This window comes from Planococcus sp. SE5232 (genome assembly GCF_050686535.1).
GTDB lineage: Bacteria > Bacillota > Bacilli > Bacillales_A > Planococcaceae > Planococcus.
Genome location: NZ_JBOGCP010000003.1, coordinates 308883 through 333725, shown reverse-complemented (window position 1 = coordinate 333725; position 24843 = coordinate 308883). Strand labels below are relative to the sequence as shown.

The 24843-nt window shown below is 47.3% G+C and carries 18 protein-coding genes; 11 read left to right on the top strand and 7 right to left on the bottom strand.

Translation table 11 applies throughout. The annotated features are described in order from the left end of the window. Positions 1-64: 64 nt before the first annotated feature. The 11 genes from ACRC6Q_RS12790 to ACRC6Q_RS12740 all read left to right on the top strand — a co-directional run bounded on the left by ACRC6Q_RS12790 (position 65) and on the right by ACRC6Q_RS12740 (position 16853). On the top strand, positions 65-1570 hold the full coding sequence (locus ACRC6Q_RS12790; protein WP_223635218.1) for a flotillin family protein: 1506 nt from the start codon (positions 65-67) through the stop codon (positions 1568-1570). A 309-nt stretch (positions 1571-1879) separates the two neighbouring features. After that, a complete protein-coding gene (locus ACRC6Q_RS12785; protein ID WP_431466722.1) occupies positions 1880-3442 on the top strand; it encodes a response regulator transcription factor in 1563 nt (520 codons plus the stop codon). After that, positions 3402-5210, top strand: coding sequence for a sensor histidine kinase (locus tag ACRC6Q_RS12780; protein WP_431466721.1), 1809 nt, complete (start codon positions 3402-3404; stop codon positions 5208-5210). Before ACRC6Q_RS12785 ends, ACRC6Q_RS12780 begins: the two co-directional genes overlap by 41 nt. Before the next feature lie 149 nt (positions 5211-5359). After that, complete coding sequence (locus ACRC6Q_RS12775) at positions 5360-6658, top strand: ABC transporter substrate-binding protein (RefSeq protein WP_431466720.1); 1299 nt, start codon at positions 5360-5362, stop codon at positions 6656-6658. Between the two features lie 111 nt (positions 6659-6769). Then, positions 6770-7717, top strand: a complete 948-nt coding sequence (locus ACRC6Q_RS12770) for a carbohydrate ABC transporter permease (protein ID WP_223635228.1) — start codon at positions 6770-6772, stop codon at positions 7715-7717. Beyond that, positions 7714-8541, top strand: coding sequence for a carbohydrate ABC transporter permease (locus ACRC6Q_RS12765; RefSeq protein WP_223635230.1), 828 nt, complete (start codon positions 7714-7716; stop codon positions 8539-8541). Before ACRC6Q_RS12770 ends, ACRC6Q_RS12765 begins: the two co-directional genes overlap by 4 nt. A 300-nt stretch (positions 8542-8841) precedes the next feature. Beyond that, positions 8842-11052 carry an alpha-galactosidase gene (locus ACRC6Q_RS12760; protein ID WP_431466719.1) on the top strand — a complete coding sequence of 737 codons (2211 nt, stop codon included), beginning with the start codon at positions 8842-8844 and terminating at the stop codon, positions 11050-11052. 324 nt (positions 11053-11376) lie between these two features. Beyond that, positions 11377-13101, top strand: a complete 1725-nt coding sequence (locus ACRC6Q_RS12755) for a glycoside hydrolase family 35 protein (protein WP_431466718.1) — start codon at positions 11377-11379, stop codon at positions 13099-13101. 30 nt (positions 13102-13131) lie between these two features. Further along, positions 13132-15165, top strand: coding sequence for a beta-galactosidase (locus tag ACRC6Q_RS12750; RefSeq protein ID WP_431466717.1), 2034 nt, complete (start codon positions 13132-13134; stop codon positions 15163-15165). Between the two features lie 205 nt (positions 15166-15370). Next, positions 15371-15952 (top strand): hypothetical protein, encoded by a 582-nt coding sequence (locus ACRC6Q_RS12745; protein ID WP_431466716.1) that lies wholly within the window; start codon positions 15371-15373, stop codon positions 15950-15952. Between the two features lie 40 nt (positions 15953-15992). Next, positions 15993-16853: an RCC1 domain-containing protein gene (locus ACRC6Q_RS12740; RefSeq protein ID WP_431466715.1), complete on the top strand. Its 861-nt coding sequence runs from the start codon at positions 15993-15995 to the stop codon at positions 16851-16853. 160 nt (positions 16854-17013) lie between these two features. Here ACRC6Q_RS12740 and pdxA read toward each other — a convergent pair whose 3' ends face one another. The 7 genes from pdxA to ACRC6Q_RS12705 all read right to left on the bottom strand — a co-directional run bounded on the left by pdxA (position 17014) and on the right by ACRC6Q_RS12705 (position 24714). Continuing rightward, complete coding sequence (gene pdxA / locus ACRC6Q_RS12735; protein WP_431466714.1) at positions 17014-18021, bottom strand: 4-hydroxythreonine-4-phosphate dehydrogenase PdxA; 1008 nt, start codon at positions 18019-18021, stop codon at positions 17014-17016. Then, on the bottom strand, positions 18008-19303 hold the full coding sequence (locus tag ACRC6Q_RS12730) for a four-carbon acid sugar kinase family protein (RefSeq protein ID WP_431466713.1): 1296 nt from the start codon (positions 19301-19303) through the stop codon (positions 18008-18010). Before ACRC6Q_RS12730 ends, pdxA begins: the two co-directional genes overlap by 14 nt. Before the next feature lie 14 nt (positions 19304-19317). Next, positions 19318-20310 (bottom strand): 2-keto-3-deoxygluconate permease, encoded by a 993-nt coding sequence (locus tag ACRC6Q_RS12725; RefSeq protein ID WP_223635249.1) that lies wholly within the window; start codon positions 20308-20310, stop codon positions 19318-19320. Between the two features lie 173 nt (positions 20311-20483). After that, positions 20484-22193, bottom strand: coding sequence for a PrpR N-terminal domain-containing protein (locus tag ACRC6Q_RS12720; protein ID WP_431466712.1), 1710 nt, complete (start codon positions 22191-22193; stop codon positions 20484-20486). 222 nt (positions 22194-22415) lie between these two features. After that, positions 22416-22658: a hypothetical protein gene (locus ACRC6Q_RS12715; protein ID WP_223635255.1), complete on the bottom strand. Its 243-nt coding sequence runs from the start codon at positions 22656-22658 to the stop codon at positions 22416-22418. Positions 22659-22874: 216 nt separating this feature from the next. Continuing rightward, complete coding sequence (locus tag ACRC6Q_RS12710) at positions 22875-23000, bottom strand: hypothetical protein (RefSeq protein ID WP_317851906.1); 126 nt, start codon at positions 22998-23000, stop codon at positions 22875-22877. Further along, positions 22993-24714 carry a sigma 54-interacting transcriptional regulator gene (locus ACRC6Q_RS12705; protein ID WP_431466711.1) on the bottom strand — a complete coding sequence of 574 codons (1722 nt, stop codon included), beginning with the start codon at positions 24712-24714 and terminating at the stop codon, positions 22993-22995. Before ACRC6Q_RS12705 ends, ACRC6Q_RS12710 begins: the two co-directional genes overlap by 8 nt. Positions 24715-24843: the final 129 nt, after the last annotated feature.

Sequence of the window (24843 nt, the reverse complement as noted above, 5' to 3'; positions counted from 1 at the left end):
ATTTTGATTAATCGTCCGTATTATTACTATAGGCCATCATCTAAACAGAAGGAGTGGAAGCAAAATGGAATCATTAGGCATCATTACAGTTATTATTGCGTTGCTGATCATCGCCGCAATCGCAGGGGTCGCGTATTTTTTCTGGATGAAGATCCGTTACCGCACCGCCAAATCCAATGAGGCGCTGATCATCACCGGACCGAAACTCGGGGACCCGGCAAAAGATACAAACATCTTCACGGACGACGAAGGGCGTTCGATGAAAATCATCCGGGGCGGCGGGTATTTGTTGAGACGCTTTCAGACTTCGACGCCTGTCAGCCTGACGTCATTCCAATTGAAACTGGCGACGCCGCGCGTCTACACGAACGCCGGTGTGCCGATTGTCGCCGACGCCGTAGCGATGGTCAAAGTCGCCGACACGCTGAACGGCATCGCCAATTACGCCGAGCAGTTTCTGGGCAAGGAACAGGAAGAAATCGAGACGGAAATCATCGAGGTGCTGGGCAGTAACCTGCGCGCCATTTTGTCGAAAATGACGGTCGAAGACATCAACAGCGACCGCGAAAAATTCAACACGGACGTCCAGGAAGTGGCCCAGAAGCAGCTCGATTTGATGGGCTTCAAGATCACGTCACTGGGCTTGACCGATTTGCGCGATGCCGACGAAGACAATGGCTATCTGGAAAACCTCGGGCGGCCGCGGATTGCGGAAGTCCGCAAGCTGGCTGAAATCGCGGAAGCCAACACCGAGCGCGAAACACGGATTCACCGCGCGCAGACTGACCAGGAAGCGAAAGAAGAAGAATACCTGCGCCAAATTTCGACAGCGGAATCAAAAAAACAAAAAGACTTGAAAGACGCCGCCTTCAAAGAAGAAACAGAGCGTGCGCGTGCCAAGTCCGAGCAATCCTATGAACTGGAAAAAGCCAAGCTGGCGATGGAAATCCAGGAAGAAGAGTTAAGCATGCAGTTTGCAGCGCGGGAACGCGCCGTGAAGCTCGAGGAAGAGGAAAGCAAAGTGCGTAAGACCAAAGCCGATGCAACCTATTACGAAACCACCCGTTCAGCTGAAGCCGATGCCCGCCGTGCCGTAATCGACGGGGAAGCGAAAGCCAAGATCAAACGGGACGAAGGGGCTGCAGAAGCCGAAGTCATCCGCGAGCGAGGAAAAGCGGAAGCTGAATCCCGCAAACTGTTGGCGGAAGCGATGGAAGAACATGGCGACGTCATCATCACTGAGAAATTGATCGAGATGCTGCCTGTCTTCGCAGAGAAAGTCGCCTTGCCGCTCAGCAATATCGAATCTGTGAAAATCATTGATTCCGGCAACGGCCAAGGCATTCCGTCCTTCGGCAAAAGCGTCACCAAAACGATGGTCGACATGCAGGAGCCGCTCAAGGAAATGACCGGCATCGACATCGGCGAATTGCTGAAATCCTATGTGGACCGCAACAATCGGCCAGCCGAGCAAGCAGCTGTCGCGACCTTGCCAGCCGTTCTAAAAGAGCAGGATTCTTCAACAGAAGAAGAATTCACTAATGCAACTGAAACCGAAGAAGACCGCTAAAGCGAAAGAAAACCCGTCATCTCCTTGCTGCAACCAGCGAGTGGGTGATGGGTTTTTCTTTTGTCTGCACCCTTTCCAATCAGCAATTGATCGCCATAAATCCTGGATTAATTAAGAAAGCTGAAAGTCCAATTGTTCCGATTAATCGACATGGTCCAATAAAAAGATGGTACTATATCTGTAGAATGGCACGATAGAGACTTTAGAGAGCTGCCAACTCTACAGTCGGAACAAAAGGTTCCGATGGAAATCCAGTTTCTGAAAGCAATGGAATTTTTCTTATGAGTTGTATTTTAAGGGGGGAAGTTCATGGGAGAAGTGTGCAGAGTCCTTATTGTCGATGATGAAATGTTGATTCGGCAAGGGATCATTAATTATATTGATTGGGAGCAGCAAGGATTTCAAATCGTCGGGGAAGCTGCAAACGGCAAAGAAGCGATGGGGATGATTGCGGAATTTTCTCCGCATATCGTCATTACGGATATCGTCATGCCGATCATGGACGGCATCGATCTGGTCAGAGAAGGGAAGAACGCATTCCCGGATATTGAATTCATCGTACTCAGCAGTTTTGAAAACTTCGACTATGTGCGCTCGACGTTCCAGAACGGCGTGGCCGATTATATACTGAAGCCCAAGTTGAATGGGCCCGAATTGTTGAAAATCTTAAACCGGGTCGTCAGCCGAATCCCGGATTTGCAGCATTGTGCCTCGGCCGTCAAACCGGAACGCTCCACGGAAGAACTGCTGGAAAATATGATTTCGGGTTTTGACCTTTCGATGGATCAAGCGGTCTCAGCCGATGCGTTTCCCAACAGTCATTTTGCGTTGGTGGATATAAACGGAAACCAGCTGGAGCCTGTTCAACTGAAAGCAAAGCTGAAACAGTCCATTCTTGAAGAGCTGCCGGTTTTTTCCTTGGGTTCCGGGGAAGCTGAAGCCATGCTTTTGCTCAATTTCAATCCGTCTCATCTGGAAGCGATCAAAAAGACCGTCGAACACCTGGCAGGCGACACTCCGGACACAAGCTGGATGATGTCTAAACCGTTTGATGCCATCGATGACTTGAAAAAGGTTCACGATGAAGGCCGCCTCCAGATGAAAAAATATATGTTTTATTTGCCGGAAACGAGCTCGTTCATCTACGACAAGCTGCCGGAGGAAAATGAAAAGCAAGACAGTTTCGATTTGAACCGGTTTATTGAGTTATTCAAAGACCGCCTGTTTAAGAAGGCGTTTGACTATCTGGAAAACCACATCGATTATTTGGCGGGGCGATACAATAACGACAGCTTCGAATTCAAATCGTTTTTAGGCAATATCGTCTTCAATATCATCGTGTTGGTGGATGCCATGAAGTATGAAACCGAAGAACTTGAGCAAAAAAAATACAGCTATTTCTCGAGTATCAATGAGGCTGTCCATATCAACGAAGCGCGGGATCTATTCAACGGATTCCTCGCAGAAGTGGAGGCGATCATTCTTTCGGGCGACAAAGGCAGCGACTCCGACAATAATCTCGAAAAGATCCTGGCGTATATCGAGCAGCATTACACGGAACCGCTGCGCTTGTCTGAAATCGCCGACCATTTCCATTTCAATGCTTCCTACCTGTCTTCTTATTTCAGTACGCACCATAAAGAAGGGTTCAGTGAATATTTGAACCGTGTGCGGATCAAAAAGTCGATGGACCTGCTGGAAAGCAGCAACGTCTCCATTTCGAACATCAGCGGAATGGTCGGCTATTCGGAGCACAGCTATTTCTGCAAAGTGTTCAAACGCATAACCGGGATGTCTCCAGGCAATTACCGAAAGGAGCTCCAAGCCCGCCATGAAAATGAAGAAAAAGGCGTTTCTCATCTTAAGAAATAACAGTCTGTTCATCAAAATGTTCCTGATCATGGTGATCAGCATCGTGGCGGTCTCTTTATTGATCACCTTCAGCTCGATCCGGATGTCCTCGAACTTGTTTATGGATACCTTCAGCATTTCGAACACGAAAGCTTTGGAACAGATCGAAACCCAATTCGAAGACTATAGCTATGCCATCGTCGGTGCAACACATGAGGTGCAAAACAACGGCACCGTTAAACGGGTGTTGACCCAAACCAATGCCAGCACCCTGGAAACGTATAGATCCTATCACGACATCAGCCAGCAGATTGAACGCATCTACCGGACAGTCGAGTCGTATGATGCCAATATGATCGTGCTCGGGAACAACGAACGGCTGTACAATGTGAATTATTCGAATTGGCCCGTCTCGTGGGAAGTGCTGCGGAACCACCCGATTACCGAATACACGGTCAATCGCCCGAACACGCTGCTTTATCAATATTTGCCATCCACTTCGTTTACAGATGAACCGATGATTGTCGCAACGAAAGCACTTATGGAAAGGTCGACCGGCGAAATCTACGGTGTCCTGTATTTCCCAATCCGGGAAGCGCAGTTGAAACAATTTTACGAAGGCTACACGAGCGTAGAAAACGAAGTGCTGCTGGTCGATGCAACAGGAAAAATCGTTTCCAGCAATAAACAGGAACTGATCGGCGAGGAAGCGAACGAGATCCTGGCAATGGCAAAAGAAGTGGACGAAGAGCAATTGGAATTCAAAGATGCGCACGTCTTTGATACCGATTATTTGCTGATGTCGCAATACCTTCCGACCTATAATATGTATTTGGTGAATTTGGTGGATAAAGACGCGGTTCTGGATAACTTGATCAATACGAAAGAAATTCTGCTGATCAGTCTCGGCATTGTCTTGCTCGCCGTCATCGTGGTGTTCATCATTTCCCGCCGCATGACCAACTCCATCAGCCGCTTGGTCAAGCAGATCTCAACAATGGCTAAACACGATTTCAACATGCCCGTGGCCGAAACCGGAGGCTACGAAGCCAAGAAAATCGCCAACGCCTTCAATTCCATGCTCAGCGAATTGCAGGAATACGTCGACCTTGTCGTGCTGGCCCAGCAAAAGCAGCGCAGTGCGGAACTGATGGCGCTGCAGCATCAAATCAATCCGCATTTCATCTATAATACACTGGCTTCAATCAAGTTCATGATCCAGCAAGGCAAGAAAGAAAAAGCGACCGATATGATCCACGCGCTCATTTCGCTTTTGCAAAATGCTCTCAGCAATGTCGAGCAAACCATCACCGTGGAACAGGAAATTACGGATTTGAAAAACTATGTCCTCATCAACCAATCACGGTATGGCGATGGAATCAAAGTGAATTTCTTCATTTCACCGGACTGTCTGGACTGCCAGCTGCCGAAGCTGATTCTTCAGCCGTTTATCGAAAACGCCTTTTTCCATGCGTTCAATGAGAAAAAAGAAGGCTTTGTCCAAATCCTGCTGTCCCAAAAAGGCGATAACCTCTTGTGTGAAATCGTGGATACGGGCGACGGCATGGAGATGAAAGGCGACCATACGAAAGAAGATATCAAAGAGAAACGCCATCTGTTCAGCGGAATCGGCATCCGCAATGTCCATGAACGCATCCAATTGCTGTACGGGGAACAATACGGTGTGGAAATCACCAGCGAAATAGGCAAAGGCACCAAAGTAAAAGTGGAATTGCCTTTTCAAAAGACGGATATTCCGGTAAATTCCAATAAAATTACCAGCATCTAAGAATAGTCCAATTGAATGACGGAGAAATTTGAAATATCTAATAATTTTCAAATAAAATACCTAAAGATTGTGCTAACAATCTTTTTTTTTGTGTCGCTATACTGTATGTAAGGCGAAAAGTTAAGCGCTTACAAAAAGGGGGATTTTTGATGAAGAAGTTTTATCTTATGTTATTGCTGGTAGTCGGCATGGTCGTTTTAGCAGCTTGTTCTTCTGGGGATGAAGAAGCAAGTGGAGGCAGCGGTTCAGAAGGTTCATCAGACGTGGACACGATAACGGCTTGGGCTTGGGACCCGGCATTCAACATTGCAGCTCTTGAAAAAGCAAAAGAAGCTTACGACGGTGACGGCGAGTACGAAGTGAATGTCATTGAAAATGCACAGGATGATATCATTCAAAAACTGAACACGGGGCTTAGCTCTGGTACGACAAACGGAATGCCGAATATTGTGCTGATCGAGGATTACCGTGCACAAAGCTTCCTGCAAGCTTACCCGGATGCATTCCATCCACTGACGGATGTCATCAGTTCAGATGACTTTGCAGATTACAAAATTGCGACGACAAGCTATGACGGTGAACAATACGGATTGCCGTTCGATTCAGGTGTAGCGGCATTGTATGTGCGTACGGATTACCTTGAAGAAGCGGGCTACACAGTAGAAGACGTAACGAACATCACATGGCAGGAATATATTGAAATCGGTAAAGACGTAAAAGAAGCAACAGGTAAGAACATGCTGACATTGGACCCGAACGATTTGGCGCAGGTCCGCATGATGATCCAAACAAACGGTTCGTGGTATGTGGATGAAGACGGTTCAACACCGAACCTGGCAGGCAACGAAACACTGGAGAAAGCATTTGAAACGTACAAAGAGATGATGGATGCGGACATCGCAAAAATCGTTTCTGACTGGAGCCAGTTTGTTGGCGCATTCAACAGCGGAGACGTTGCCAGTGTCCCAACAGGAAACTGGATCACGCCAAGCGTCAAGCAGGCAGCAGACCAATCCGGCAACTGGGCAGTAGTGCCAATGCCACGATTGGATATGGACGGAGCAGTCAATGCTTCCAACTTGGGCGGCAGCTCATGGTACGTCTTGAACGTGGACGGCAAAGAACAAGCGGCAGACTTCTTGCTTAACACATTCGGTTCAAATCCTGACCTGTACCAAACACTTGTAAAAGACATCGGTGCTCTTGGGACATACTCACCAGCAGCTGAAGGGGATGCCTATGCAGTAGAAGATGAATTCTTCGGCGGACAGCAGCTCATCACCGACCTTTCTACATGGACAGACGAAATTCCAGGCGTTAACTATGGCCTGCACACCTATGCAATTGAAGACATCCTGGTAACGGGAATGCAAGATTATTTGAACGGCGCAGAGCTTACGACAGTACTTGAAAATGTCCAGGGACAAGCTGAAGCACAACTCAAATAATTGAGTGGAAATTAATGAAGCCTTGAGTTGCCGCCGAATAACTGGTAGAAGTGCTTTATCGCTCACCAGCCCGGCACAACTCAAGGTTTTTTTATAGGAGGAATGAGAAACATGAGGGAGCAATCAACGAAAAAAGGTGAATTGGATCTTCCAGTGAGCTTGCGCTATAAAGAGACCAAACGCCAGAAAACCGGTGTCTTTTTCAGAAGGAAAGTTGGTTGGCTGTTTGTCATTATCTCAATCATCGCCATCAGCATTTTTAACTTCTATCCGATGGTTCAAGCCTTTCTCCTATCTTTTCAATCGGGGATGGGCGCGAACCTGGAATATGTGGGCTTTGATAACTGGCAGCGGTTGTTCGGCGATCCGACATTTATCGCAGCACTGACCAATACATCCATTTACCTGCTCATACAAGTGCCATTGATGATTGTATTGGCGTTGTTTTTTTCCGTATTGCTGAATGATCCGAAATTGAAATTCAAAGGGTTTTTCAGAATCGCGATTTTCTTGCCCTGTGTCACTTCATTGGTCGCCTATTCGGTCGTCTTTAAGTACTTGTTCGGCATCGATGGCATCATCAACCAATTCCTGCTCAATTTCGGTTTCATCTCGCAGACGATCAACTTTTTAGCTGATCCGTTTTGGGCAAAAGTCGTCATCATCCTTGCGATTACGTGGAGATGGACGGGGTATAACATGATTTTCTATCTGGCGGCTTTGCAGAACGTCGATAAGTCGATTTACGAAGCGGCTAGAATTGACGGAGCCAACTCCATCCAGCAGTTTTTCCAAATCACCGTTCCGATGCTGAAGCCGATTATTTTGTTCACGTCGATCACATCCACGATCGGTACCTTGCAGATCTTTGATGAAATCGTCAATATCACCAACGGCGGACCCGGAAATGCGACAATTTCGATTTCGCAATACATTTACAACCTTTCCTTCGAATACACGCCTGACTTCGGTTATGCGTCAACCGTTTCCTACGTCATCGTAATTTTAGTGGTAATTCTTTCGATTATTCAATTCAGAGTGGCGGGTGAGAAAAAATGAAAAAACTACAACGAATCTTCATTTACACGTTTCTAAGCCTCGCAGCCATTGTTTCCATTTTCCCTTTCCTTTGGATGCTTGTCAGCATCACCAATAAATCGGTCGATGTGACGCAAGGACGCTTGTTGCCGGGGACGCATTTGATCGAAAACATGAAGACTTTATTTGCGACCGTGGATATTGTTCCGGCTTTAATCAACTCAGCCATCATTGCGATCATCACGACAATTTTGACGCTGTTGTTGGCATCGCTTGCGGGCTACGGTTTTGAGATTCACCGCAGCAGAGGAAAAGACATCGTCTTCACCATCTTGCTGTTGTCGATGATGATTCCGTTTGCGGCAATCATGGTTCCCTTGTACCGTATGTTCGGCAGCATCAGCGACACCGCACCGTTCATTGGAATTGACTCACTCGGTGCCGTCATTTTGCCGACCGCGACCACCGCGTTCTTTATCTTTTTCTTCCGGCAGAACACGAAGATGTTCCCGAAAGATTTAGTGGAAGCGGGCCGGATTGACGGCTTGAGTGAGATCGGCGTTTTCTTCCGCATTTATATGCCGACGATGAAAACGACGTATGCAGCAGCGGCGATCATTTCGTTCATGAACAGCTGGAACAACTATTTGTGGCCGTTGGTCATTCTGCAATCACCTGAAAAAAGAACGATTCCGTTGCTGATTTCAAATTTAGGGTCGAGCTATTCACCAGATTACGGCGTGATCATGTCAGCGATCGTCATCGCAACATTGCCGACTGCACTTGTATTCTTCCTCATGCAGAAGCATTTTGTTGCGGGAATGATGGGGTCGGTTAAGGGTTAAAGGTTGATAAGCGATATTCCGCAAAACCGTTTCGCTTTCGGGCCCACAGGATGTGGGTCATGCAGTTGGTGCGACAGGAAGTCGCGGTACCAGCTGCCGCTGGTTTGCTGCATATCTAGATTTGAATTACTGGAAAAATATAGTTGCTTTCAGTTAATGAGATACTTAGCGCCGGCGCGTCCCAGGGCTGAGCGAAGCAAGAAGACAGGTGCTCTTCCTGGCTTCTTGCGGGAGCTGTGCCCAAAGCGGCCGAAGCGATTTAGAAGTTCACTCTATTTGATTTTAAGTAGGAGGTAAATTGTGCCCATTTTATATAACGAGTCCACACGTGAGTTTCATCTGCAAACTGAGAAAACGAGTTATATCTTCAGCGTTTTGGAAAACAGGCAACTGGGCCAGCTTTATTATGGCAAGAAGCTGCGCTACCGGGAGTCGTTCCAGCGCTTGTTCCATGTCGAGGCCACTCCGAATACCGCTTGCGTCAATGAAGGCGATCTGGTTTTTTCGCTGGATGTGATCAAACAGGAATACCCGGCGTATGGTACGTCGGATTTCCGGGAGCCGGCGTATCAGGTGCTGCAGCAAGGCGGCAGCCGCATCACCAATTTTGTGTACCAGGACCACCAGATCTTTAAAGGGAAAAAGAAGCTGAAAGGGTTGCCGGCCACTTATGTGGAGGATGAAAATGAGGCAACCACTTTGGAGATTTTTTTATACGATCGAGAAATTGATGTGGAAGTCCGGCTTTCATATACGATTTTTGAAGAATTGAATGCGATTGCCCGATCTGTCCAGTTTATCAATCACGGGCAGGCGGATGTGAATTTGACGCGGGTGATGAGCGTCAGCATCGATTTGCCGGATTCGGATTTTGAGATGGTGCAGCTGTCGGGATCGTGGGCAAGGGAGCGGCATGTTAAAAACCGCAAACTGGTTCCTGGCATCCAAAGTATCGCCAGTACAAGAGGAACGAGCAGTGCCCAGCACAATCCGTTTCTTGCGCTGAAACGTCCAGCGACGACAGAACACCAAGGCGAAGTGTACGGCGTAAGTTTGGTCTACAGCGGCAATTTCCTGGCGCAGGTGGAAGTGGATCATTTTGACGTAACGCGCATGATGATCGGCATCAACCCGTTTGATTTTAATTGGCTATTGGAAAGCGGCGAGGCGTTCCAAACGCCGGAAGTGGTCATGGTGTATTCAGCGGATGGCCTGAATGACATGAGCCAGACTTTCCACAAATTGTATCGGACCCGCTTGGCGCGTGGAAAATGGCGCGATCAGGAACGTCCGGTGCTGATCAACAACTGGGAAGCGACGTATTTCGATTTTGATGAGACGAAAATTTTTGAGCTCGCCAAATCATCCAAAGAGCTCGGTGTAGAGCTTTTTGTTCTGGACGATGGCTGGTTCGGCAAACGCGATGATGACACCACATCCTTAGGCGATTGGTTTGAAGACAAGCGCAAACTTCCGAACGGCATCACCCAATTGGCAAAAGATATTACCGGTTTGGGGATGGAGTTCGGTTTATGGTTTGAACCGGAGATGGTTTCAAAAGCAAGTGAGCTGTACAAAACCCATCCCGATTGGGTGATCCACGTTCCAAACCGCAAGATGTCGCACGGCCGAAACCAGTTTGTTCTCGATTTCTCGAGACAGGAGGTTGTGGATTTTATTCACGGCTTAATGGCAGACGTGTTGCGGGATGCACCGATTTCCTATGTGAAATGGGACATGAACCGCTACATGACGGAAATCGGCTCTTTGGAATTGCCGGCAAACCGCCAGCGGGAAGTGGCGCACCGTTACATCCTGGGTGTTTATTCCTTATATGAACGGCTGACGACGGAATTTCCGCATGTCTTGTTCGAGTCCTGTGCGGGAGGCGGCAGCCGGTTCGATCCGGGCTTGCTGCATTATGCGCCGCAAGGGTGGACGAGCGATGACACCGATGCGGTTGAACGCCTGAAGATCCAATACGGCACTTCGCTGGTGTATCCCATCAGCTCGATGGGCGCGCACGTATCCGCCGTACCAAACCACCAAGTGGGACGGATCACGAGCCTCGAAACACGGGCAAACGTCGCGTACTTTGGCGCTTTTGGCTACGAACTCGATGTGACGATGATGACGAATGAAGAAAAAGAAGACGTGAAGGAGCAAATCGCTTTTTACAAAGAAAACCGCTCACTGATTCAGCAAGGGCAATTTTACCGAATCGAAAGCCCGTTCGCGGAAGATGGCAATCAAACCAGTTGGATGGTGGTTTCAGAAGACCAGAACGAGGCGATACTTGGTCATTACCAAGTGCTGGCGAAGCCAAATCCAGGGTTTACCCGGATATTCTTCAAAGGCTTGAATCCGGAATTCGAATACGGAATCGATGAAATCGACGCCACCTTCTACGGCGACGAACTGATGGAGGCAGGCCTGCAGCTGAACCGTTATCGCACAACTGAACATCCGGCTGACTTTTCTTCTGTTGTTTATAAATTAAAGCGAGTGTAGTGGTGTTGAGTTCTAATGCCGCGCCGGACGCTTTGGGCATAGCTTCCGCAAGAAGCCAGGAAAACCACCTGTCTTCTTGCTTCGCTTAGCCCGTGGACGCGCCGGCGCTGGATAACTGTAAAAAATAAGTAGCAACTTTGTTTCTGTTGATTCTACCTAAAGATATGGAGTAAACAGTGGAGACTCCAGCGGGATAGCGAAGTGCCGAAATCCACTCGGGCGCAAGCACGAGTTAGTTCGGCGCAAGCCCGCAGGAAAGCGGAACTGTTTACGGAATATCAGTAGCGAAAATCCATCATCTCAACTTACATAGGAGGCGTCGACGTGCTGACTGTTAAAAACGATTCGTTTTATTTTGAGGGCGAGCCTTTCCAGATTTTGTCGGGTGGGATGCATTACTTCCGTACAGTGCCGGAGCATTGGGAAGACCGCTTGCTGAAGTTGAAGGCTTTGGGGCTGAATACGGTCGAAACCTACATCCCATGGAATTTCCATGAGCCGAAAAAAGGCCAGTTCCACTTTTCCGGAATGGCGGATATCGAACGCTTTATCGAGCTGGCGCATGCTGTGGGACTCTATGTGATCCTGCGTCCATCGCCGTATATATGTGCGGAATGGGAAATGGGCGGCTTGCCGTCCTGGCTGTTGAAACACAAAAGCCTGGTCATGCGAAGCAGCCACCGGTCTTTCCTGAAGCACGTGGAAGATTATTTTGCGGAGTTGCTGCCGAAGTTCAAAAAGCACCTGTATCAAAACGGCGGTCCGGTCATCGCCATGCAGATCGAAAATGAATACGGTGCGTACGGCAACGACTTGGCTTACCTTGACTTCTATCGAGAACAATACAAAATGCACGAACTCGATACTTTCCTGTTCACTTCAGACGGACCGGACTTCATCAAGCAAGGCTCGTTGCCGGACGTTACGACGACGCTGAACTTCGGTTCGCGTGTGGACGAGTCGTTTGCTGCGTTGGAAGCCTTCAAGCCGGGCTCACCGAAAATGGTGGCGGAGTTCTGGATTGGCTGGTTTGATTATTGGACCGGAGAACATACGGTGCGGAGCGGGGACGATGTGGCTGCGGTCTTTAAGGAGATCATGGACAAGAACATTTCCGTGAATTTCTACATGTTCCACGGCGGCACGAACTTCGGCTTCATGAACGGCGCCAACCATTACGACATCTACTACCCGACGATCACCAGCTATGATTACGACAGCTTGCTGACGGAAGGCGGCGCAATCACCGGGAAATACAAGGCGGTCAAGAAAGTCTTGAGCGAGTTTAGAGAAGTGCCTGCGGATTTTGAAGAGAGCCCATCGTCGAAAACTTACGGAAACGTCGAACTTTCAGAGGTGGTCAGTTTGTTCGATGTCCTGGATGATATCAGCGGAAAAGTCGAGCACATTGTGCCGCTGGCGATGGAAGACATTGACCAGGCATACGGCTACACCCTTTATCGCACAACCGTCAATCGCCAAGGCGAAATGAAGTTCGATTCACGCAATATCCGGGATCGTGGGTTTATTTACGTCAACGGCCGTTACATCACCACGACGTATATCAATGATACTGAAAAAATGGTAACAGTGGATTTCCCGGACACCGTAAATACGCTGGAGATTCTGGTGGAGAACATGGGACGGGCCAATTACGGGGAACATTTGACCGACGCGAAAGGCTTGATCAAAAACCTGTGGCTCGGCGAACAGTATTTCTTCCACTGGGAAATGTTCAAAATCGAGATGGACCGCTTGCCCGAATCCTACGAACTGAGCGGGGAAGAGCGATTCCCGAAATTCTTCCGTGGTTTCTTCGATGCGGCGGAAGGACTGGATACTTATATCGATACGCACGGTTTTACGAAAGGCAATGTCTTCATCAACGGCTTTAATCTGGGTCGCTACTGGAACGCAGCGGGACCGCAACAACGGCTTTACTTGCCAGGCCCGTTGCTGAAAAAGGAAAACAATGAAATCGTCGTGCTGGAACTGGAGAACTCCACGACCGACCAAATCCAATTATTGGATCAGCCGAAACTGAGCTGACCGAGCTTAAAAGAGAAGGGATGGAATGGAATGATTAACGATAAATTGCCGAAGATTTGGCACGGTGGGGATTATAACCCTGAACAATGGGATTCGAAAGAAATCTGGGACGAAGATGTCCGGATGTTCAAACTGGCAGGGATTGATGTGGCCACGTTAAATGTCTTTTCATGGGCATTGAATCAGCCGAATGAAGACACGTACAATTTTGACTGGCTCGATGATAAAATCAATCGCCTATACGAAAACGGCATCTACACATGCCTCGCAACAAGCACGGCAGCCCATCCGGCATGGATGGCGAAAAAATATCCCGACGTTTTGCGTGTGGATTTCTACGGCCGGAAACGCAAATTCGGCAGCCGGCATAACTCATGCCCGAACAGCCCGACTTACCGCGAGTATTCAGAGAAAATTGCTGAGAAATTAGCGGAGCGCTACAAAGACCATCCGGCCGTTTTGATTTGGCACGTATCCAACGAATACGGCGGCTACTGCTATTGTGACAACTGCCAGGATGCTTTCCGCGGCTGGCTGAGCGACAAATACGGCACAATCGAAAAGCTCAACAAAGCCTGGAATACCGGATTTTGGGGGCATACGTTCTACGAGTGGGACGAAATCGTCGCACCGAATATGCTGAGCGAAGAACGCGAAGACAATGTCTCCGATTTCCAAGGCATCTCACTCGATTACCGCCGGTTCCAGTCCGACAGCCTGTTGGATTGCTACAAGCTGGAATACAACGCCATCCGCAAACACGTGTCGACCAATGTTCCGATCACCACCAACTTAATGGGCACCTATCCGATGCTGGATTATTTCAAATGGGCGAAAGAAATGGACGTCGTGTCGTGGGACAACTACCCGGCGATCGATACGCCATACAGCTACACGGCCATGACGCATGATTTGATGCGCGGCTTGAAAGGCGGTCAGCCGTTCATGCTGATGGAGCAGACGCCGAGCCAGCAAAACTGGCAGCCGTACAACTCCTTGAAGCGTCCAGGCGTCATGCGTTTATGGAGCTACCAGGCAATCGGCCGCGGAGCGGATACGATCCTGTACTTCCAGCTGCGCCGATCTGTCGGTGCCTGCGAGAAATACCACGGAGCGGTCATTGAACACGTTGGGCACGAGAACACGCGCGTCTTCAACGAAGTTGCGCAACTCGGGAAAGAACTAAATCAACTATCCGATACCTTGCTCGATGCACGGGTCAACGCCAAGGTCGCGATCGTCTTCGACTGGGAAAACCGCTGGGCGACCGAACTGTCGAGCGGGCCTTCCGTGTCGCTCGATTATGTCAATGAAGTCCATAAATACTACGACGCGCTCTATAAATTGAATGTCCAAGTCGACATGATCGGCGTTGAAGAAGATTTGACCAAATACGATGTCGTCATCGCACCGGTTCTGTATATGGTCAAAGAAGGCTACGCCGCGAAAGTCGAGAAGTTCGTCGAAAACGGCGGAACCTTCCTGACGACCTTCTTCAGCGGCATCGTCAACGAAACCGATATCGTCACCCTTGGCGGCTACCCTGGTGAACTGCGCAACGTCCTTGGCATTTGGGCGGAAGAAATCGATGCGCTTCACCCGGACGAAACCAACCAAATCGTCATGAATGAAGTCCGCGGGAAAATGAGCGGCAAGTATTCATGCAACCTGCTGTTTGATTTGATCCACACAGAAGGCGCAGAAGCGGTCGCGGAATACGGCTCCGACTTCTATAAAGGCATGCCGGTACTGACCGTCAATAAATTCGGAAAAGGGAAAGCGTGGTATGTCGCGTCAAGTCCGGACGCGGAATTCCTCGTCGACTTCCTGCAGACAGTCTGCGAAGAAGCAGGCGTCGAGCCATTGCTTGCTGTACCGGACGGCGTCGAAACAACCGAACGTGTGAAAGACGGCCAGAGTTACCTATTCGTGTTGAACCACACCAACGAAGAAGTCACGATCGAGCTGCAGGACAGCGCGTATAAGGAAGTGCTGACGGATGAACAAGTGAGCGGCAACCTGGTCCTGAAAGAAAAAGGCGTCTTGATTTTGGCGAAGGTGTAAGTAAGATAAGTGAATAGATGAAGAGCCCATGTGGACTGTACTGAAATTGTTGGAGACTAATCTGACGGTGGAGGAGCGGTCCATATGGGTTTTTTAACGAATAGATTTCGAGGAATTCATAAGTTTGGAGCAGGAAAACCAACCATAATTATCGAATAGAGTGCTAACTTATCTATTTGGAATAAAAGAAAGGAGAGGCGGACAGATGAAGAAGGTAGGGAAGCTCATTTACGTGAGTGCTGCTTTATTGCTGTTGGCTGGCTGTGGTGAAGAAGATGCACCGATCATGGATGCTTCAAAAGCGCGGGGCGAACCGGAGGAAATGCCATTGGAAGAGGGAGGAAAAGAAGACGCAACAGATGAAGCGATTACAGATGAAGCTGCTTCCGGTTCAGGCGAAGATGCCTTATCGGAGTATTCCAGCGAGCAGATCGAGTACGCCAGAGTGTGGCGGCAGCTCGGGCCGAACCAGGAGATAGACGGCTTGTACGTCCAGCAAATCCCGGAAGGCACGCCGCTGAATCCGGACGATGACACAAGCGCCGCTTATCCGGAACCTGTCATCCAGCTCGCCGGATCGCGTTTGGTGGACGGTTCCGTGACCTACAGCAGCAATGGAGATGGGACGATCAATGTGTACAATGTGCCGCTGCGTTGGGATGGCGAGTATCCTGCGGGTGAAGAGTTTTATAACGACATGATTGAAAATACTGAGGTGGTCGAGATAGAGCCAGGGGAGGATGAAGAAGTGATTCGGCTGATTGAGCTGATTGAAGATCAGCCGTGAAAAATCTTTCCTAAGTAAGCTTGTTTTAAGGAGGGCCAATATGGCTTTAGAGATAAGACGATGGCCGAAGAAGACCATTGCAGCTGGATATCGCCATACCGTCGGACTCCAATCAACTGGCCAAGTTTTAGCTGTGGGGGACAATAAACATGGCCAATGTGATGTCAGCGATTGGCGGGACATCGTAGCAGTGGCAGCGGGAAGTTCTCATACCGGAAGCTCTCATACGGTCGGACTGCAAAGAGACGGTAAGGCAGTCGCGGTTGGCTGGAATAAGTACAATCAATGCGAGGTAAACGACTGGAAAGGCATTGGGGCAATAACGGCTGGATGGCGTCGAACGGTTGGTTTAAAGGCAGACGGCAACGCAATTGCAGTTGGTCGGAATAATGAAGGTCAGTGCAATGTCAGCAATTGGCGCGATATTGTCTCAGTTTCAGCAGGTGACTGGCATACGCTTGGTCTCCAAAGCGATGGTACAGTGGTCGCTACTGGAAACAACCGTTATGGACAGTGCAAAGTGAATGACTGGCATGACATCGTTGAGGCAGGAGCGGGGTATCTTCACAGTGTTGGACTTCAATCCAACGGAACTGTAGTGGCTACTGGGTTAAATAAATATGGCCAATGCGATGTAGAAAATTGGAGGGACATTGTCGCGATAGCAGCTGGCAGCAACCACACCGTCTCCCTTAAAAAAGACGGTAATGTAGTCGCAACCGGTCGCAATACGGAAGGGCAATGCGAAGTGAGCGGTTGGTCCAATATTATAGCTATAGCGGCAGGCTGTGCTCATACAATTGGATTGAAAGCAGATGGAACCATATCAGCAACAGGTCGAAACGAGGAAGGGCAGTGTAATGTGAGTAGGTGGAATTGTATTAAGCCCTCTAACAAATGAAAAAATGCAGATTGTTGAGGTACGGTGAATAGGATAAACCTGTTAGCCTCGTAATAAAAACCAAACCAAAAGAGTCAGAACCGTATAAATCGGTCCTGACTCTTTTAGTAGAAATCTTTTTGAATTTACGTAGGTAGGAATCAGCTCTTTAATTGAAAACTTATGACACTTCTCTTTTAGGTGCCAGTTCCACCGCTTGCCGCAAGGCTTCGATTAAACTGTTTTCATCCGCAATACCTGTGCCGGCAATGTCGAAAGCCGTTCCGTGGTCTACGCTCGTGCGGATGATCGGCAAACCGACGGTAATGTTGACGCCTGCTTCTAGACCGAGCACTTTGACCGGTGCGTGGCCCTGGTCATGGTACATCGCAACGACAATATCAAAGTCTCCTCGAACGGTTCTGAAGAACAGCGTATCAGCAGGGAGTGGCCCTTGGACATCGATTCCTTCTGCCACGGCTTTTTCAATAGCAGGTATCACTTTTTCCTCTTCTTCGCCATACCCGAACAAGCCGTTTTCGCCGGCATGCGGGTTGATTCCGCAAACAGCAATCTTTGGATTTTGAATGCCTGCTTTTGTCAGCGTATTGTGAGCCAGCTGGATGACGTGCAAAACACGTTCCGGCGTAATCATGTTAATGGCATCAATGATCCCTACATGCGTCGTTACATGAATGACTTTCAGGTTCGGCGCTGACAGCATCATGGAATAGTCCTTGGTGCCTGTCAGTTCGGCCAGGATTTCTGTATGGCCTGGATACATATGACCGCCTTTTTGCAGGGCTTCTTTGTTCAAAGGAGCGGTACAGATGGCATCGATTTCGCTTTCGTTCGCTAATTCGATGGCTTTCGCTAAATATTGAAACGCCGCGTTTCCGGCTTCCGGCGATACTTCACCGATTGGCAAGTCATCCGTCAACAAGCCCAAATCCAAGATGTCAATGGTGTCTTTCTCAAACTTTGCCTGGGAAGGATTTTCAATGCGGTGAATCGTTTTTGTGCTGTTTGTAAATTTCTTGGCGCGTTCTAAAATCGAAGCATCTCCAATAACAAACGAGCGGCTGGTTTCATGAACCACGTCATGTTCAAAGCTTTTTAAGATGATTTCCGGTCCAACTCCAGCTGCATCACCCATGGTGATTCCGATAATTGGTCTAGTCGTTTGCATGTAATCCTGCTCCCTTCAAATAATCTACTGAATGGCTGATGGATTCGGGTGTTCCAAATCCGCCAGCTTTCGTGATGACAACAATGTCTTTTTTATTCCATTTGGCGATACCGAGCGGAAGGCCAGCTTCGACTTCAAATAACAGCTCCATGTCGTGGATGCCGAGCACAGCGCAAATGTCTTTAGCCGTATCTCCGCCAGTCATGATAATGGCATCGAAGTCTGAGACCGCGAGAGCCTTCTCTACAAGGTGCCCCAATCCTTCCGATATGCCTTTGCTGGTCTGATGAGCCGTCAACTCATTGGCAGCGGCCCATTCACTAACTTTATCACGGTTTTCCTGTGAACCGCCTACATAAAGGGCTGCGCTGTCCCAGTCAGCCGGCTGCTCGAGTTCTTCGACTTTGCTCAAGGTACGTGCTGGGGCCGTCAATAACTCCAGTGGATCGATTTCAATCATCCGGGTTGCAGAGCGCTTCTCCAAAGCGGCTAATTGATCCTGTGTTTTTCCGGACAAACTGCCGGAGACAATCAGGATTTTCCCGATCGGGCCATCAAAAGATCTTTTCGGGTCTGTGTTTTGCTTCGGCGCGTACAAATGATTGATCATGCCAGCAGATCCAGCCCAGCCGATGCTGAAGTCCAATTTTGCTTCAAGAGCGGCAAGCAATGGAAAATCAGCTTCTTCCGTGACATCACAGACGATCCAGTTGACGCCGGCCTGGATTTGTTCCGCTACCCATTTTTCGGGCGTCTCGCCGTATAGAATAGTGCGGTCCAGAACCGTAATCTTAACACCTTCCATTGCCAATAAATCAGGAAGGAAATCGTGCAAAACCGGTGTCTTGGGATCACGTGAAAATTCCGTTTCCGTAACAGGCAGTCCGTTGATGTAAAGTTTTCCGCCTTCAACGGTTCGGCCCATGCTTGGAAAGGCAGGTGCCACAAGAATAGCGTCTAAAGCCGTTGCATCCTGCATCGCTTTCAATTCGGCGGCAACACTGCCGCGCAAAGTGGAGTCGATTTTTTTATAGAAGGCATCGACGCCTCTTTTTTTCAGGGCTTCAATTTCCTTGAAAACGGCCCGGTAAGCATCTTCGCCATTCATGGAACGGCTGTTGGTATCGACGATCCAAACATCAATAGCTGTGTCGTCCTGGTCGGTCTGTTTATATGAATCGGTTAAAATCACTCGGGATTTCAAGCCTTTTTGAGCTAGCCTGACTCCGGAATCATTTGCTCCTGTAAAATCATCGGCAATGATGCCAATTCGAGTTCCCACTATCTGTCACTCCTCTAAGCTTGTTTTTTCAGCATTTCTCCATTTTCGAATATAAATCCTTTACGTTCAAGACGCTTCACCAGGAAGCCGATATACAATGGCAGCAAAATCGCCGTTGTCACAGTGGAAGCAGCCACCTGCACCGTGGCAATATCAACGACGGAAGCAAAGCTGGCACTGGCCGCTGCGATGGCAGCTGGGGTAGCGACGGCATTACCGGCCGTTGAACCTTCGGCAGCTCCGACAATCGGGTTCCATTTCAATGCTTTAAAGATGAAGTATCCAGCAGTACCTGTGATGAATACGGTCATGAGGCCAAGTATGATTCCGCCAAGTCCACCTTGGATGATGGCATTGAAGTCAATCCCCATCCCAAGTGCGAAGGCGAAGAATGGAATCAGCATCGAACTGCCGTTATCCAGGAATGAACGCATATCTTCATCCAAATTCCCAAGAATCATCCCGATGACGATCGGCAACAAGACGGCGATAAACGAAATAGGAGAGAAGAGACCATCAACAAAGCCCATGGCTCCGAAAATTGCCAGTGCCACCATTGTTAAAAAGGGTCCGTCATTCAATGCCAATAATGAATAGGCAGCGCGGTCTTCTTTATTGCCGTATTGTCCAACAAGTGCGACAAAAAGTCCGCCGTTGCTGTTCGTCATCGCAGCGATAATGGCAATCGGTGCAAGCCCCAGCCACAATCCGTTGTCACCAGCAAACATATAAGCAATCAAGCCGAACAAAGCACCGACAATCCATTTGGTCGTCAGTAAGGTAGCGCCTTTGGCAAGAGACACACCGACATTTCGAACGTTAATCTGAGCTCCGGTACAGAGGAGGAACAAAGCGATCAATGCACTGGCACTGTCTACGAAAAGTGCTTCTGTAAATCCGCCAATCCGCAATAAGTCTGGTGCCACCGTGTTGATGACAGCTGCCAATAACAACGGAACAACCATCATACCTCCAGGAATACGATCTAATGTAGCTTTAATTTTCATTTTGAACCCTCTTTTCTATTTTTTGTAGTTGCAAGAATCTGACATCAGTAAACGCTTTCATTACCCACTATAAAACTTATTGAATAAAATGCAACACTTATAAGAGTTTTTTTATCTGAAAAATGAAAAGTAGTTTAAAAATGCAACGATTTTAGCTAAATAAAAACGCAAACTCAGTTTTTGAGTTTGCGCCAAAGAGTAGCTCTATTGATCCCTAATCGGTTTGCTGCTTTTGTTTGGTTGAAATCTTCTTCTCTCAGCACCTGTTCGATAATCTTTTTCTCAATTTCTTTTAATGTATCATTTTTGTCCAGAGATAACGGATTTCCTTGTTGGAAATCAGCTGTAAACGGCACTTGATCCAAGGTCTCTTTTTCAATCACGTAGTCTTTTTCCAAAATCGCCAACTTCTTAACATACGCTTTCAATTCGTTAAGATTTCCTGGCCAGTTATAACGTTTCAATTCCTGCATCGCATCATCCCGGACTTTGATCGGACGTGTCCCAAGCGTCTGGTGAAACTCAGTCAGGAATTGGCGCACCAGGTATTCGATATCTTCCTGCCGGTTAACCAAAGAAGGGAGCTGGATTTTAAGTGCCTCCTGCAACTCCAGTTCTTCTTCAAAGGAACTCGGCAAAGCCGGCAGCGAATAAATAAGCTGTACCGTATTTTTCCCAAGATGCTCCATCAAGTCCTGGATTTTATGGGTATGAGTTAAGTTCGGTGATTTACTGAACTCCAGCAGCAAAGTGGAGTTCGGTAAAAATTCGATGTCTTCCAAAGACAGAGGGGAAGCATCCATTTTCACGTGGACAAACAATCCATTCTTTTGGTGGAAGGTATGCAGATAGCGTGCCACCGAAGTTTTGCCTGTCCCAGGTTGCCCGATTAACACAAGCGTGTCACCGGCAACGGCGGGTTTTTCGATCAAATTCTTAATCCCTGTCATTTCCGCGCTTGCTGCCACAAGAGAAGGAAGCTGATTGAGTTGTTCAATCTTAACGGCAGTTGATTTGGCCGATGCCTTTGAAAGGCGCTTGAAATTGAATGAAACAATCTTGCCATCCCTGTCCTCTATGATTTTTGCGTTGATCCGGAACGGAATTTTCGCGTCTTCGATGATCTTAATGGTCTGTTCGTTTGTTTCGAGTACCTGCTGTTTTATGGTTGCCAGCTCTTCTTCCGTAACAGGCAGCTTTTTAAAGGCAGTCCAATTCTCAAATAGGATCTGTCCATCGTCAGTTAACAGAAGCAAATCCTGTTTTGAGTCATTCAGCAATTCCCGCAGAACCCGGAGAACTTGCTGGCTCTTTTGCTGGGATTTGAACGATTGGCGTGCCTCTTCTAAAGACTCCAATATGGACTCCTGTCCGGACTGGATCAGCAAGCCGTTCATCCCGAGCTGTGCTGCGGAGTTGCTTGTGACAACGTCCCCCAGGACTGTGGAATATCCCTCGTTCTTCAATTCAAGTAAAATCGATTCCACTTCAGATGCACCAGGAATCGTTACGACTTTCATGTCAATTTCCAGCAGACTGATAATGGAAGCGGCTCCTAACGTGATATTCGGAAAACCGACCAATGCTTTCTTCTCGTCCGAATGACCAGTCGCCAACATGATGGAGCGCAGCAGGTCATAACCGGAGATATGGATATCGACAACCGGCAATGCTACGGCTTCTCTGATCATCTTGGAAGTTCCGCCGCGGCTGATCAGAATATCGGCTCCATTCTGTTCCATCCTGCGTGCCAGCTCTACGCCTCGTTCCAAATCGCCAACTTCCGCAACAATCAGTAAATCAGACTGCTCTTTCTTTAATTCATCGATAAGCGGTAACATCGCCTCATATGGTGAAATCACCCCGATGTGAATCTTCCTCATTCCGGCAGCCTCCTCATTTCAAACTCTCTTTTGCCATTATATCAATTTTACGGGAGGGGACAATGAAATTAGGAATGCTGGAAGAGACAGAAGGGCGAGGAATTCTATAACGACAATATTAAACTACTAAGGTGGAGGAGATTTCTTTTTGTAAAAATCTTAGGATTTTTAAATTGATAGAAAAGGTGACTGGTTCTTATAGGGTCGTATCACCTTGTTTTTCTAATCGACTCTATTTCTTCGTTTTTCAAGCAAAGTTAAAACGAAATAAATTCCAATACAAGATACAACGATAATTAAGAAAGAATTATGCAGAAGATCAATATCAAGGTCGTTAATTTTTTGGTAAGCCATCCCATCTCTACCGTGTCTTATAATTTGCCAACCGTTGTATTCAAGTGTAAAGAAGGAAATGACTATCCCTAAAACGAATCCGCCGATGATTGAAATCCACCCTTTTCTCATTGTCTCCACTCCTCAACTTGTACTGTCTCCGTATTGAATTTACTTCTTACTATACCTTACCATATGGTAAAAGTATGGGAGTTCCAACACTTATATATCAATAAAAATAGACCTCTAATTGTATTGCTGATTAGGGGTCTATCTATTGTTTTGACTGCGATTTTATAAATCAAACCTGAATGGCTTATTCGTAGTAATAGGGCTGTTAACTGGTACTTATAAAATCGCTTCCGCAATCACCTTATCAAGTTTACGGATATCCACTTTCTTCACCAAATTCAATTTAAACTTGCCGATACTCGTCCATAGCTCCGGCTCTGTGTTTACTTCGTATTCAATCAACTTCTCTAGTAATTTTAATGGCGTATTTGCGAATTTTGTAGTTTAGGCTTTGTCTGGAGATGCTCAGATTTTCAGCAGTATGGGTAATATGCATATTGGTTTTATTCAACATTCTTAAAATCAATTCTTTCTCAAACGTTTCTACTTGTTCAGTTAGGGAGTTGCAACTACTCAGAAATGGCAAATTACTTTCGAGCTCGATGTGCTGGACAAGATAAGTAGGTAAATGATCAGGCGTGATAAGGCCATTGTCCTCTTTAACCAACGCTCGGGCTCCTTCGATAATGTATTTCAATTGCAACACATTCCCTGGATAGTGGTAGTTCGTTAAAATTTTCATGGCTTCAGATGAAACAGTATAATTCTTCATCTTTTGGGATTCGTCCTCATTCTTCAGCAAATGTTCGATTAAAGGCGCAATATCTTCTTTTCTCTCATGGAGCGCCGGTATATTCAGCGTGATGGAACTCAGTGCATAAAAAAGGTCTTCCAGGAGTGCCCCTTTTTGCAGCGCCAGATGTGGCTTGTCAGACAATAAGGTGATAAATTGCACAGTCACCGGGACTTCTTTGCCCTTCGCTGTAACACGGAGTTTCTGTTCCTTGATGACCTCCAAGACTTTTTTCTGCAAAGAAATGGACATGTGGTCGATATTGCCGAGCAGAATAATGCCTTTACTGTGCTGCTCCAACAAACCGGCAGATCCGTTACTGCCAAATAATATTTCTTCCAACAATAGCTCAGAAACCGCCGCACAATTAATTTCGTGTACATCATCTAAGCGTTGCTGGGACTGATTAACGATATGTTTGTAAATCAACCGTTTACCGACTCCATGAGCTCCGCAAATCAGCAGGTTGGAAGTAGAATCAGCTGCAAGCCGAGCTTGCTGCAGCACTTTTTGCATGGTTTTACTCACGTGCACGATTGGTGGTGGAATGTCGGCTTTTTTGATTGGAGCGCCGGTTGTATGCTTCTTGTTTTTAAACTGGAAGATGGTTTCCGCCATGGCGGCGGTATCGGAAAAGTCTTTGACAGTTGACAGGGCACCTGTCTTCAAGCTTCCCAAATAAAGGGGCTCGCTGCTTCTCTTTACAATATATCGTTTTCCCGTGTTGGAGAAAAAAGCTTCGTTCTGAGTCAGTTTCCTTTCGGCGCTCAAGGAATGCAGTATCGGTGTTTCCGCGTAACTGCTGTCTTCAAAAATGGAAGAATATAGTTTCCCAATGACGCCGGCAGGCTCTCTTGAATCCAATTCGCCCATCTTTCGATTATAGAAGATAATTTTCTGGTTATTGTCGATAGCACAAATTCCTTCATCCAACGTATCGAGTATGTATTGAAAAGAACGGATATGTTGTTGGGTACTCTTTAACTCATCGCCCAACTGCTGGATTTTAGTGATGTTCTTGAAATTCAACAGAAATAATCCATTGTTTAATACATGGAAATTGGCCAATAACTGAAAAAGACCAATGGACAAGTGGATGTTGCGCATGTCTTGTTTGTGTCGGTAAAAATGATTCAAATCTTTCGAAAGAATCGTGTCACCTATTCGTTTGTTGAGGAGATCGCTTCGTAAAAGTTTTGGAAAAAAGTTGCTGAATGACTGGTTCAACGACCGGATATATCCTTCTTCATCAGTTAACACAAGACCCTCAAATAAATAATCCGCTATCTCTCCCAACAAAGACACTTCTTGTTTATGTTTCAAAATACATCACCCCCGTAAAAATATTTTTCGGTTAATTGTAAGAATATTTTTAAAAAACATATAATACATATTAACACAGTGATTAGAATTTTTATGATGGATTTTTTATCTTTTTAATCGGTTTTAAGT